Raw genomic sequence first — 13,301 nt, 5'->3', positions numbered from 1 at the left:
ACCGTCATATGAGACCCCCCACCGCACAGCGGACGGGGGCGGCGGCGATCGTGTTCTTCGTCATCGCCGTCGTCCTCGGACTCGCCCACCCCGCCGCGCTCGCGGCCCCGCACCACAGCCCGCAGACCGCCGCCGTCTACGACGTCCGTGACTACGGAGCCAAGGCCGACGGGTCCGCCAACGACACCCCGGCCATCAACAAGGCCATCACGGCAGCCGGTTCGGCCAGTGGCGGCGGCATCGTCCGCTTTCCCGCCGGCGCCTACAAGTCCCAGAACACCATCCACATGAAGAGCCATGTGACGCTCCAGCTCGACAAGGGCGCCACGATCCAGGGCTCCAGCGCCGACACCTACGACAAGGCCGAGCCGAACCCGTACGACGCCTACCAGGACTACGGGCACAGCCACTTCCACGATGCGATGATCTACGGCGACCGGCTGACCGACATCGGCTTCGTCGGGCAGGGTGTCATCGACGGCATGGGCAACCTGATCACCGGCAACCCGAAGTCCGGCGAGGCCGACAAGATCATCTCGCTCACCCGGTGCGACGGCCTGCGCATCGGCGACGGTCTCACCCTGCGCCGCGGAGGCCACTTCGCCGCCCTGATCAACGGCTGCAAGAACGTCACCTCGGACCACCTGACCATCGACACCGCGAGCGACCGCGACGGCTGGAACGTCATCTCGACGACCGACGCCACGATCACCAACGCCACCATCCACGCCAACGACGACGCCCTGGTCTTCAAGAGCGACTACGCCCTCGGCGCCAAGCTGCCCAACGGCCATGTGCGGGTGAGTGATTCGACGCTCGGCGCCAAGTGCTGCAACGCCCTGATGTTCGGCTCCGAGACCTGCGGTGACTTCTCCGACTACCAGTTCGAGAACATCCGTATCGACGGCGCGGACAAGTCCGGTCTCGGCATGGTGTCGATGGACGGCGCGAAGATCTCCGACGTCCACTACCGCGACATCACGATGACCAACGTCCACTCGCCGATCATGCAGAAGATCGGCACCCGCAAACGCTGCGGCAACAGTCCCGGCGTCGGATCGATCAGCAACGTCACGTACGACAACATCACGGCGACCGGCAACAGCCCCTCCTTCAGCCCGACCCTGTGGGGCGAGTCCGGGCACCGCATCAACGGCGTGACCTTCACCGACGTCAACATCACGGTCCCCGGCGGCAACGGCACCATGTCCACGGGCGTGCCCAGCAACGACTCGACCGACTACAACCCGAAGAGCATCGGTACCCGGCCCGCCTACGGCTGGTACCTGCACAACGCCGACAACGTGCAGTTCACCGACAGCTCGGTCAAGTTCGCCTCGAACGACGGCCGGCCCGCGTTCATCGCCAACGCGGCCAGCGGCATCCGGCTCACCCGGTTCACCGCGCAGAGGGGCAGTAACTCCCCCTTCGACGTGGGCTTCCAGGACGTCACCGGCGGCTGCCTGACGGACAGTCACAACACCTCCGGCGGTGCCCTGCGCGTCTCGGGCAGCCAGGAGTGCGGTACCAGTACGGCGGTGAGGCCGCTCGACCTGGAGAACCCCCGCCAGGACTTCCTCCGCGCCTCCGTCGGCGGTCTGTTCCTGCACTGGGGGCTGCGCACCGCACCCGCCCACACCAGCTGCACCGCCTGGGAGAACGACGTCACGAGCGGGGGCTGGAGCCCCGACTACTGGGTGAACGAGGCGCAGAAGCTGCACACCCAGTACCTGGTCCTCGCCACCTTCCACAGCCGCCTCGGCTACGCCCGCCCCTGGCCCTCCAAGATCCCCGGATCCTGCTCCACCAAGCGGGACTTCCTCGGCGAGCTGATCACGGCCGCCAAGGCCAAGGGCATGAAGGTCATCCTCTACATGACCAACGACCCCCAGTGGCACGACGAGGGCGGCCACGAGTGGCTCGACTCGGCCGCGTACTCCGCCTACAAGGGCAAGAACGTCGACCTGACCACCAACGACGGCTTCGGGCAGTTCAGCTACGACAACTTCTTCGAGGTCATGGACCGCTACCCCGAACTCGGCGGCTTCTGGATCGACAACGACAACTCCTACTGGGAGAGCCACAACCTCTACCAGCAGATCTACGACAAGCGCCCGAACTACACGCTCAGCAACAACAACGAAGACACGCCGATCATGGACATGATCAGCAATGAGCAGAAGACGGGCATGACCCCGGCCTACGACTACCCGCAGGCCGTCTACACCGCCCAACCCCGCCTGACCGAGGCCGACTTCAAGCTGCCCTCGACCGGTGCGTGGTGGTACGACGGCTCGAACCCCTCCGTCGACCGCGCACTCACCCTCGGCCGCCTCATCACCAACGCCGGCTCCTCGGTGAAGGCGCTGATGGCCGAGACGGCCCAGGTCAACGGCAAGTTCCCGTCGAACCAGGCCTCCTTCAACACCTTCGCGGACTCCTACCTCGACCCCATCTGGGAGTCCCTGCACGGCACCGAGGGCGGCGGCTACATGTACGGCGGCCTCAAGCCCGGCGCCTGGAACGACGGCGCGTACGGGGTGACGACCATCGCCAAGGACGACGCCAACCGGCAGTACATCCACGTCCTGACCCCGCCCAGCACCAGCACCCTGCGCGTGCGGGACAACGGCTACCGCATCGCCTCCGTCACCAACCTCCGCACTGGAGCGGCGGTTTCGTGGTCGCAGTCCGGCGGCGTGCTCACCCTGAGCGGGCTCGGCACCTGGGACCCGTACGACACGGTCTTCAAGGTCACGACGGCCGGCCGTCAGGGCATCCTCACCGGCGTCAAGGTCAGCGCGAGCGCCTCCGCGAGCGGGCACCCCGCGTCGGCCGCCGGTGACGGCGACTACCTCACCTACTGGGACAACAACAAGACCCTCCCCGTGAACCTCACCTTCGACCTCGGCTCGGCCAAGAAGGTGCAGTACATCGGGCTCAACCAGCGCGAGGACTCCGTGGCCTACGCCCGTTCGAGCACCGAGCAGTCGGCCCGCATCAAGGACTACAAGGTGTTCCTCAGCAACGACGGCTCGACCTGGGGCAGCGCGGTCAAGTCCGGCCAGCTGCCGAGCCGCCGCGGCATCCAGGGCATCGACCTGACCGCCGCGGGCGCCCGCTACGTCCGGCTCGAGGTCGACACCACCTGGGCCGCCTCCAGCGACACCACCCGCTACAAGCGACTGCGGGTCGACGAGGCGTGGATCGGCACGTCGTACGCCACACCCGCGAACGGGGGACAGTCATGATCCGTCTCAGATCCCTCACGGCCGCGGCGGCGGGCCTGCTGCTCGCCGCGGCGGTGCCGCTCGTGGGCGCCGCCCACCCGGCGGCCGCCTCCGACAACGGCCAGTCCGTCCGGCCCGCCATGGGCTGGTCCAGCTGGAGCTTCGTGCGCCGCACGCCGACCGAGGCGAAGATCAAGGCGCAGGCCGACGCGCTGGTCTCCAGTGGCCTCAAGGACCACGGCTTCGTCTACGTCAACCTCGACGACTTCTGGCAGAAGTGTGATTCCAACGGCTTCACCGTGGACGGCTACGGTCGCTGGGCCGTCGACACCGCCAAGTTCCCGGACGGCATCAAAGGGGTGGCCGACTACGTCCACTCCAAGGGCCTGAAGTTCGGCTTCTACGTCACCCCCGGCATCGCGAAGAACGCCGTCACCAAGAACACGCCGATCGAGGGGACCTCGTACCACGCGAAGGACATCGCGGACACCTCGAAGACCGAGAAGAACTACAACTGCAAGAACATGTACTACATCGACTACTCCAAGCCGGGTGCGCAGGAGTTCGTCGACTCCTGGGCCAAGCAGTTCGCGTCCTGGGGTGTCGACTACCTGAAGATCGACGGGGTGGGCAGCGCCGACATCCCCGACGTCCAGGCCTGGGACAAGGCGCTGCGGGCCAGCGGACGGCCCATCAACTTCGCCCTGTCCAACAACCTGCCGATCGCCGACGCCCCCACCTGGCGGAAACTGGCGAACAGCTGGCGCACCCAGGGTGACGTCGAGTGCTACTGCGGGCCGGGGAGCAACGGCAGCGGCTATCCGCTGACCGACTGGTCCCATGTCTCCAAGCGCTTCGACTCGGCCGCCTCCTGGCAGCAGTACGCCGGCCCGGGTGGCTGGAACGACCTGGACTCGCTGGAGATCGGCAACGGCGACCAGGTGGGCCTGACGGCCGACCAGCGCCGCTCGCACTTCACCCTGTGGTCGATGGCGGCGGCCCCGCTCCTGCTCGGCACCGACCTCACCCAGCTCGACCCCGTCGACAAGGCGATGCTGACCAACGACCGGCTGATCGGCGTCGACCAGGACGGCGTCGCCGCGAAGCGGATCGTGAGCAGCGGTGTCAAACAGGTCTGGAGCAAGAAGGAGAGCGACGGACAGTACGTCGTGGCCCTGTTCAACACCGGGACCTCGGGCAACGCGACGGTGAGCGTGAACTGGTCGCAGGTCGGCTTCAGCGGCTCGGGTGACGTGACCGACCTCTGGTCCGGATCCCACAAGGGCGTGATCGCCGACTCCTACAGCGCGACCCTGCGTCCGGGCGAGACCCGGCTCATCCGGGTCAAGCCCGCCAACTCCCTGGAGGCGGCGGCCGCTTCACCCGGCTTCGCCGTGGCCCCCTACGAGTACCTCGGCTGGGGCAGCCCCCAGATCCCCACGTCGGTGATGTCCGCGACGGGCGTCAAGTGGTTCACCCTCGCCTTCATCCTCTCCGACGGCACCTGCAACCCGAAGTGGGACGGCTCCCGCCCGCTGACCGGAGGCAGCGACCAGTCCACCATCAACGCGATCAGAGCGGCGGGCGGTGACGTCGTCGTCTCCGTCGGCGGCTGGAGCGGGAACAAGCTCGGCGAGAAGTGCTCCAGCGCCTCCGCGCTCGCCGGCGCCTACCAGAAGGTGATCAACGCCTACAAGCTGAAGGCGCTCGACATCGACATCGAGAACACCGAGTGGTCCAACGCGACCGTGCGGCAGCGGGTGGTCGACGCGCTGAAGACGGTGAAGGCCAACAACCCGGGCCTGAAGACCGTCATCACCTTCGGGACCACCTCCAGCGGTCCCGACTCCACCGGTACCGACATGATCAAGCGGGCCGCGAACTCCGGTCTGGCGAACGACGTCTGGTGCATCATGCCGTTCGACTTCGGCGGCGGCACCACCACCATGGGCAGCCTCACCACCAAGGCGATGGAAGGACTCAAGGCCCAGGTGAAGTCGGCGTACGGCTACAGCGACTCCACCGCCTACACCCACATCGGACTGTCGTCGATGAACGGCAAGACCGACGACTCCGGTGAGCGCGTGCGGGTGGCCGACTTCAAGACCATGCTCGCCTACGCCCAGCAGCACCACATCGGACGGCTCACCTACTGGGCCGTCAACCGCGACCGGGCCTGCGGCTCGGGCACCGACGGCGACGCCTGCAGCGGCGTTTCGCAGCAGCCGTACGACTACCTCAAGGTCTTCACCCAGTACACGGGCTGAGGGGAACATCCGTGAACATCAGAAGAGTTCTGCCGTACGGCGTCGCGGCGGCCCTGGCGCTGCCGCTCGCCGGACTCGGCCAGGGCACCGCGCTGGCCGCCACCGACTACCAGGCCGAGGACGCGACGATCTCCCAGGGCACCGTCGCCACCAACCACACCGGGTACACCGGCACCGGCTTCGTCGACTACACCAACGTCAAGGGCTCCTACGTGGAGTTCACGGTGAGCGCGGCCTCCGCCGGCACCTCCGCCCTCACCCTGCGCTACGCCAACGGGACCTCCACCGACCGGCCGATGGACATCTCCGTGGGCGGCACGGTCGTCGCCTCCGGGGTGTCCTTCCCGGCCACCGCCGACTGGAACACCTGGGTCACCAAGACCGTCAACGTCCCGCTGACCGCGGGCACCGACACGATCCGGGCCACCGCCACCACCGCCAACGGCGGTCCCAACCTCGACCGGATCAGCCTCGACGCGGCCGCCGACACCCAGGCCCCGACCCGCCCCGGACAGCCCAGCTGCTCGAACATCGGCGAGGACGCGCTGACGCTGGCCTGGGGGGCGTCCACGGACAACGTGGGGGTGAGCGCGTACGACATCTACGAGCACGGCAACAAGATCAGTGAGGCGCCGGGGAGTTCGACCTCCAAGGTGCTGACCGGGCTCACCCCGAACACCGACTACAACCTCACGGTGATCGCCCGCGACGCGGCCGGCAACACCTCGGCCGCCAGCCCGGTCGTCGACTGCACCACCAGGCCCAGCTCCGACACCACCCCGCCGACCAAGCCGGGCACGCTGTCCGCGAGCAATGTCACCGCCAACAGCGCCGACCTCAAGTGGGGCGCCTCGACCGACGACAAGGCGGTCGTCGCCTACGACGTGCGCAGCGACACCACCGTCTACGACACGGTCACCAACGGCACGTCGACCACGCTCACCGGGCTCGCCTGCAACAGCCCCTACAGCCTCAACGTCGTCGCCCGGGACGCCGCCGGCAACGTCTCCGAGGCCAGCAACACCGTCACCTTCACCACGAAGGCGTGCGCGACCGACGGCGGTGTCCCGTCCTCCATCGCGACGCTCTCCAGCGGCTGGACCATCCCCTGGGGCACCTACTGGATGCCCGACGGCAAGACCGCCCTGGTCACCGAGCGGGACGACTTCAAGGTCTGGAAGGTCACCAAGGACGGCACGAAGACCCAGGTCGGCACCGTCCCCAACGCCGTCACCACCAACGGCGAAGGCGGACTGCTCGGCGTCGCCGTCGACCCCAAGTGGGACACCAACCACTATGTCTACTTCATGCACACCGCCTCCGAGGGCAACCGGGTCGTGCGCATGACGTACGACGGCACCAAGCTCAGCGACTACAAGATCCTGCTCCAGGGCATCAAGAAGAACCGCTACCACAACGGCGGCCGCCTCGCCTTCGGCCCCGACGGCTACCTCTACGTCTCCACCGGCGAGGCCCAGACCCCCGACCTGGCACAGGACAAGAACTCCCTCAACGGCAAGATCCTGCGCATGACGACGGACGGGAAGCCGGCCCCCGGCAACCCGTTCGGCAACTACGTCTACAGCCTCGGCCACCGCAATCCGCAGGGCCTCGCCTTCGACCGCAACGGCCGCCTGTGGGAGGCGGAGTTCGGCAACAGCTCCAAGGACGAGCTGAACCTGATCAAGCCGGGCGCCAACTACGGCTGGCCGACCTGCGAGGGCACCTGCAGCGTCTCCGGGATGACCAACCCCAAGGCCACCTGGAACGTCTCCGAGGCCTCGCCCAGCGGTATAGCGATCGTCCGCAACGTCGTCTACATGGCGTCCCTGCGCGGAGAGCGGCTGTGGCGGATCCCGATCAACGGGGACAACGAGAGCGTCGGCACACCGACCGCGTACTACGTGGGCACGTACGGCCGTCTGCGGACCGTGACCAAGGTGCCGGGCGCCGACCAGCTGTGGCTGTCGACCACCAACTGCGACAACAACGGAAACCAGCCGGACGGATCGGACAAGCTCTTCCGCATCGACATCAGTTGACGGAGTGTCAGGTCGGGCTCAGGCCCGGTAGAGCGCCTCGACCTCGTTGGCGTAGGCGTTCTCGATGGCCTTCCGCTTCAGCTTCAGGGACGGGGTCAGCAGACCGTGTTCCTCGGTGAACGGCTGGGCCAGTATCCGGAAGGTGCGGATCGACTCGGCCTGTGAGACGAGGGTGTTGGCGGCGACGACCGAGCGCCGCACCTCCGTCTCCAGGTCGGCGTCCCGCACCAGCTCGGCCGGCGACATCTGCGGCTTGCCGCGCATGGTCAGCCAGTGCTCGACGGCCTCCTGGTCGAGGGTGACCAGGGCGGCGATGTACGGACGGTCGTTGCCGACGACGATGCACTGGTTGACCAGCGGGTGGTCGCGCACCCGCTCCTCCAACAGACCGGGGGAGACGCTCTTGCCGCCGGAGGTCACCAGGATCTCCTTCTTGCGGCCGGTGATCGTGAGATAGCCGTCCTCGTCGAGGGAGCCCAGGTCGCCGGTGGCGAGCCAGCCGTCGTGCAGGGTCTCGTCGGTGGCCTTCTGGTTGTTGAGGTAGCCCTGGAAGATGTTGGGGCCGTGCAGCCAGATCTCGCCGTCGTCCGCGATGTGCACGGTCGTGCCCGGGATGGGCTGGCCGACGGTGCCGTAGCGGGTGCGTCCGGGCGGGTTGGCGGTCGCGGCCGCCGTCGACTCCGTGAGGCCGTAACCCTCGTAGATCTGCACGCCCGCGCCCGCGAAGAAGAGGCCGAGCCGCCGGTCCATCCCGGAGCCCCCCGTGATGGCGTTGCGGATGCGGCCACCCATCGCGGCCCGCACCTTGGAGTAGACGAGCTTGTCGAACAGCTGGTGCTGCACGCGCAGACCGGCCGACGGGCCGGGACCGAGGCCCCAGGCCTTCGCCTCGACGGCGTCCGCGTACTTCACGGCGATGTCGATGGCCTTCTCGAACGGCCCGGCCTTGCCTTCCTTCTCGGCCTTGCGGCGGGAGGCGTTGAAGACCTTCTCGAAGATGTACGGCACCCCGAGGATGAACGTCGGCTTGAACGCCTGCAGGTCCGGCAGCAGTGCGGCCGCGTTCAGCTGCGGCTGATGGCCGAAACGCACCCCTCCGCGGATGGCCGCGACCTCCACCATCCGCCCGAAGACGTGCGCGAGCGGCAGGAACAGCAGGGTCGCCGCCTCGTCGCCCTTCTTGGAGTGGAAGACCGGATCCCAGTTCTGGGCGACCGTGTCCGCCTCCCACATGAAGCTGCCGTGGGTGATCACACAGCCCTTGGGTCGGCCCGTGGTGCCCGAGGTGTAGATGATCGTCGCGGTCGAGTCGGGGGTGACCGCCTGGCGGTGCCGGTGCACCACCTCGTCGTCGATGTACGCGCCCGCGTCGTACAGCTCCTGCACGGCGCCGATGTCGAGCTGCCACAGCTGGTGCAGCTGCGGCAGCCGGTCGATGACGCTGGCGATCGTCATCGCGTGGTCCTCGTGCTCCACGATCGCCGCCGAACACTCGGCGTCGTAGAGCATCCAGAAACACTGCTCGGCCGAGGACGTGGGGTAGATCGGCACCACCTGGGCGCCGATCGTCCACAGCGCGAAGTCGAACAGCGTCCACTCGTAGCGGGTACGGGACATGATCGCGACGCGGTCGCCGAAGCGGATGCCGCGGGCCAGCAGCCCCTTGGCCAGGGCCAGCACCTCGTCCCGGAACTCCGCGGCCGTCACATCACGCCACTGCCCCTGGTCGTCCTTGCGGCCCAGGGTGATGTGCAGCGGGTCTTCCTGGGCACGCTCGAAGACGACGTCGGCCAGACCGCCCACCGGCGGTGACAACGTCAACGGAGGGTTGGTGAACTCGCGCAAACCCGCTCCCCGCTCCTCAGTGCCCGATTTAGTGCTACTCCGCACAGGGCGTGAAAGCTACCCCAGACGGCGACAGGGCGGGAGGGGGGCCGAAACCGGGCAGTGCTCAGGCACACGCTGGTCACGGCCGGAAAATGCGCTCACATCCGGAAGGGTCGGACAGAAAACTGACGGTTGAGTAAGTTTCGGTCCCGTAATCTCCACCGAATCTGTACGACCTGGTAACCGCCCCCGGCGCCCGTCAACGGGCCTGTCCGAGGGGTGTCGTCCTCTCCTCTGTCAGCGTCGGAGCGGAGGATTCCGTTACTTCCGTCCGGGTTGGGCGCACCGTCCTGACCAGGACGATCACCAGTGCTCCGGCGACCGTCGCGGTCAGTCCCGCCGCCACCGCCGCCGTGTTCAGTCCCGACGCGAACGCCGACCGCAGCGCATGCTCGGAGAAGCCCCCGCGCAGGGCCCCGGCCGCGCCTCCCGCCAGCGCGTGGGCCGCGTCGTGCGGCAGCGTGCTTTGCATGCGCGACGTGAGCACGGTGCCGTAGACGGCGATGCCGAGCGCGAGGCCGAGCTGCCGGAAGGTGTTGACCGCGCCGCCCGCCATCCCGGACCGCTCCGGCGGTACGGCGGCCAGCGCCGCGCCCGCGATGCCGGGCGCCACCAGCCCCGTACCGACCCCGATCAGCACCATGCCCGGCGCCAGCACGGACGCCGTCGACCCCGCGTCCAGCACCGTCGTGCAGAACTGCCCGGAGCCGACAAGCAGCAGCCCGCCGCCGACCGTGATCCGCGCCGGTACCCCGTGCAGCAGCCGCCCGCCGGCCGCCGCCACCACGAACGCCGCCAGCGACATCCACAGGAACACCGCGCCGCCGCGCACCGGGCTCATCCCGAGCAGCGACTGCATCCATATCGAGTCGTACGCCATGAGACCGAACGCCCCCGAGTTGAAGGCGAGCGCGCCCACCATCACCACCGAGAACCGGGGGTTCAGGAACAGCCGCGGATCCAGCAGCGGGTCGGCGCCGCGTCGCTCCACCGCGACGAAAAGCACCAGCGCCACCACGGCCGCCGCGAACGTCACGAGGGTGCCCGCATCGCCCCAGCCGTGCTCCCCGGCCCGCACCGCCCCATACGTCAGCCCGCCCGCGAAGGCCGCGAACGTCACCGTGCCCGCCCAGTCGACACTCCCCCACGCTCGGCTTCGCTCGCGCGGGGGGACCCCCACCTCGCGCGAGCCGTGCGACTCCGGTACGACCCTCAGCGTCAGCCACGCCGCGGCCACGCTCACCGGCAGATTGACGTAGAAGATCCACCGCCAGCCCGGCCCGTCCGTCAGCACCCCGCCGAGCACCGGCCCCACCGCGGCCGCCGCGCCGCTGACCGCGCCCCACACGCCGAGCGCCACCGAACGCTGCCTGCCCTGGTAGACGGAGCCCAGCAGCGGCAGTGTGGTCGCGAGCATCGCCGCCCCGCCGAGCCCCTGCAGCGCGCGCGAGGCGATCAGCATCCCCGGCCCGCCCGCGAGACCGCACAGCAGCGAGGCCGTCGCGAACACCACCACGCCCACGACGTGCACCCGCCGCCGGCCCAGGATGTCGGCCGCGGCGCCCGTCCCGAGCAGCAGCGCGGCCAGTGCCAGCGCGTACCCGTCCATCACCCACTGCAGATCGCTCAGCGACGCGTGCAGCGAACCCGCCATGTCCGGCAGTGCGACCACCGCGATGGTCACGTCCAGCAACAACATGAACGTGCTCAGGCACACGGCCGTGAGCGGCCCCCATGTACGCATGTCCTCAACTCCTGTGCTTCGTGTACGTCGGATGCGTCTCTCCGTACGATGGACGGTGAGCGGCAGATCGCAACGGAAGTCAGGCGTCTGTCGACGGAATCCGACGGGAGTGACCGGGACAGAGATGGAATCCGATGTCTTCGACAAGCTCGACCTGCAACTGCTGAGCGCGCTGGAGGTCAACGGCCGGGCCTCCTTCAGCCGGATCGGCGCCGTGCTCGGCGTCTCCGACCAGACCGTCGCGCGCCGCTACCGGCGGCTGTGCGCCGAGGGCGGTCTGCGCGTCGTCGCGCTCCGGGACGGCGATGCGCTCGGCCTGGACCACTGGACGCTGCGGCTGCGCTGCGTCCCCGACAGTGCCCAGGCCGTCGCGGAGGCGCTCGCCAAACGGCCCGACACCACCTGGATCGGGCTCGCCTCCGGTGGCACCGAGATCGTGCTCGGCACCCGGCCACGCAACGCGGGCGACCGCGACGACCTGCTGCTGGGCAAGCTCCCGCGCACTCCGCGCGTGCTGGAGATCCGCGCCTACCAGAAGCTGCACCGCTTCTTCGGCGGCCCGCAGGGCTGGTTGCAGAAGCTCTCGGCGCTCGCCCCGGACCAGATCGAGGCCCTCACGCCCGGTCCCGTGCCCGACCCCGGCCCCGCCCGGATCGACCCGGACGACGAGCCGCTGCTCGCCGTCCTCGAACGCGACGGGCGCGCCACCTACCCCGAACTCCAGCGCGCCACCGGCCGCTCGGAATCCGCCGTCAAACGACGCCTGGCCACTCTGATCGCCTCCGGGGCGATCCACCTCGACTGCGAGTACCACACCGAGACCGTCGGCTACCCCTATATGGCGGCCCTCTGGCTCACCGTCGCCCCCGCGGCACTCCACTCCGTCGGCGAGGCCCTCGCCGCCCACGTCCCGATCGCCCACGTCTCCGCGACCGCGGGCCCCACCAACCTCACGGCGACTGCAGTCGTCAGGAACACCTCTGATCTGTACGACTACCTCAGCGGCCCCCTCGGCCACCTGGAGGGCGTCCAGCATGTGGAGGTGACGCCGTACCTGCGCAACGTCAAGCAGCTGACGTACCGGCCGAGGCCGCGCTAACCACTGCGCCCGCGCTGCAGCCGGACCCCGCCCGCCAGGATCGTCGCCGCCAGCGCGTCCGCCGCGCTCTGGGCGGAGGTACGGCGGGTGCCGTGGTCCAGGACGAAGTCGACGCGGCCGAGTTCGGGCAGGCCGAAGCGGTCCGGTACGCGGACCAGGCCCGGCGGGACCAGGCCGCGGGAGTGCGCCATGACGCCGAGGCCGGCCCGGGCCGCCGCGATCAGGGCGCTCAGGCTGCCGCTGGTGCAGGCGATGCGCCACGGCCGGCCCTGACGCTCCAGGGACTCGAAGGCGAGCGCGCGCGTGATCCCCGGCGGCGGGAAGACGATCAGCGGCACCGGCCGGTCCGCGTCCAGGCGCAGCCGCTCCGCACCGATCCACACCAGCTCGTCGTGCCAGACCAGCTCGCCCCGCGGGTCCTCCGGACGCCGCTTGGCCAGCACCAGGTCCAGCTTCCCGGCGGCCAGCTGCTCGTGCAGGGTGCCCGACAGCTCGACCGTCAGCTCCAGATCGACCTCCGGATGGTCGTGCCGGAAGCCCTCCAGGATCTCCGGGAGCCGGGTCAGCACGAAGTCCTCCGAGGCGCCGAAGCGCAGCCGGCCGCGCAGCCGCGTGCCCGTGAAGAACGCCGAGGCCTGCTCCTGCACCTCCAGGATCCGGCGCGCGAACCCGAGCATCGCCTCGCCGTCCTCCGTCAGCTCCACGGAGTGGGTGTCCCGGGAGAACAGCTGCCGCCCGGTGGCGTCCTCCAGGCGCCGCACGTGCTGGCTGACGGTCGACTGCCGCAGCCCCAGCCGCCGGGCGGCCTGTGTGAAGCTCAACGTCTGGGCCACCGCCAGGAAGGTCCGCAGGTGGGAGGGGGCGTACATGAGAACAACGGTAGCCGCTCATCGTTAATCGTGATGACAGTCAGAGCGGTATGACGGATTCCCGATCGGCTGCCGGTGGAGGACGATGAACGGGGGCCCTCCGGCCCCGGACCGCCGACAGCAACAAGCAAGTGGAGCACCGTGAAGCGCCTGTCCTGGCCGA

7 protein-coding genes are annotated in these 13,301 nt (G+C 69.1%); 4 read left to right on the top strand and 3 right to left on the bottom strand.

Going from position 1 to position 13,301, the window contains the following annotated elements; translation table 11 throughout:
- Positions 1 to 8: 8 nt before the first annotated feature.
- Genes ACFY1U_RS14590 through ACFY1U_RS14580 form a run of 3 tightly spaced genes read left to right on the top strand, consistent with a single transcriptional unit; the run spans position 9 to position 7,539 of the window.
- Positions 9 to 3,251 (top strand): glycosyl hydrolase family 28 protein, encoded by a 3,243-nt coding sequence (locus tag ACFY1U_RS14590; RefSeq protein ID WP_390694457.1) that lies wholly within the window; start codon positions 9 to 11, stop codon positions 3,249 to 3,251.
- Positions 3,248 to 5,497 carry an alpha-galactosidase gene (locus tag ACFY1U_RS14585; protein ID WP_390694456.1) on the top strand — a complete coding sequence of 750 codons (2,250 nt, stop codon included), beginning with the start codon at positions 3,248 to 3,250 and terminating at the stop codon, positions 5,495 to 5,497. The genes ACFY1U_RS14590 and ACFY1U_RS14585 overlap by 4 nt, the downstream gene beginning before the upstream one ends.
- 11 nt (positions 5,498 to 5,508) lie before the next feature.
- The gene (locus tag ACFY1U_RS14580; RefSeq protein WP_390694455.1) at positions 5,509 to 7,539 is read left to right on the top strand and encodes a PQQ-dependent sugar dehydrogenase; all 2,031 of its coding nucleotides are present in this window, start codon (positions 5,509 to 5,511) and stop codon (positions 7,537 to 7,539) included.
- An 18-nt stretch (positions 7,540 to 7,557) separates the two neighbouring features.
- Here the strand turns inward: ACFY1U_RS14580 and ACFY1U_RS14575 are convergent, their stop codons facing one another.
- Both ACFY1U_RS14575 and ACFY1U_RS14570 read right to left on the bottom strand, forming a co-directional pair.
- Positions 7,558 to 9,384, bottom strand: coding sequence for an AMP-dependent synthetase/ligase (locus ACFY1U_RS14575; RefSeq protein WP_390694454.1), 1,827 nt, complete (start codon positions 9,382 to 9,384; stop codon positions 7,558 to 7,560).
- Between the two features lie 241 nt (positions 9,385 to 9,625).
- Positions 9,626 to 11,170, bottom strand: coding sequence for an MFS transporter (locus ACFY1U_RS14570; RefSeq protein ID WP_390694453.1), 1,545 nt, complete (start codon positions 11,168 to 11,170; stop codon positions 9,626 to 9,628).
- A 124-nt stretch (positions 11,171 to 11,294) separates the two neighbouring features.
- On the opposite strand from ACFY1U_RS14570, the gene ACFY1U_RS14565 reads away from it, so the two are divergent.
- The gene (locus ACFY1U_RS14565; protein ID WP_390694452.1) at positions 11,295 to 12,269 is read left to right on the top strand and encodes an Lrp/AsnC family transcriptional regulator; all 975 of its coding nucleotides are present in this window, start codon (positions 11,295 to 11,297) and stop codon (positions 12,267 to 12,269) included.
- On the opposite strand, the gene ACFY1U_RS14560 is transcribed toward ACFY1U_RS14565, so the two are convergent.
- Entirely contained in the window at positions 12,266 to 13,138 is an 873-nt protein-coding gene (locus ACFY1U_RS14560; RefSeq protein ID WP_390694451.1) for a LysR substrate-binding domain-containing protein, read from the bottom strand. The two genes, ACFY1U_RS14565 and ACFY1U_RS14560, sit on opposite strands and share 4 nt — an antisense overlap.
- Between the last annotated feature and the right edge of the window lie 163 nt (positions 13,139 to 13,301).

It is taken from the genome of Streptomyces sp. NPDC001351, from assembly GCF_042896045.1.
GTDB lineage: Bacteria > Actinomycetota > Actinomycetes > Streptomycetales > Streptomycetaceae > Streptomyces.
Note: the sequence above shows the minus strand (reverse complement) of the source record. Positions and strands in the feature narration are given on the sequence as shown.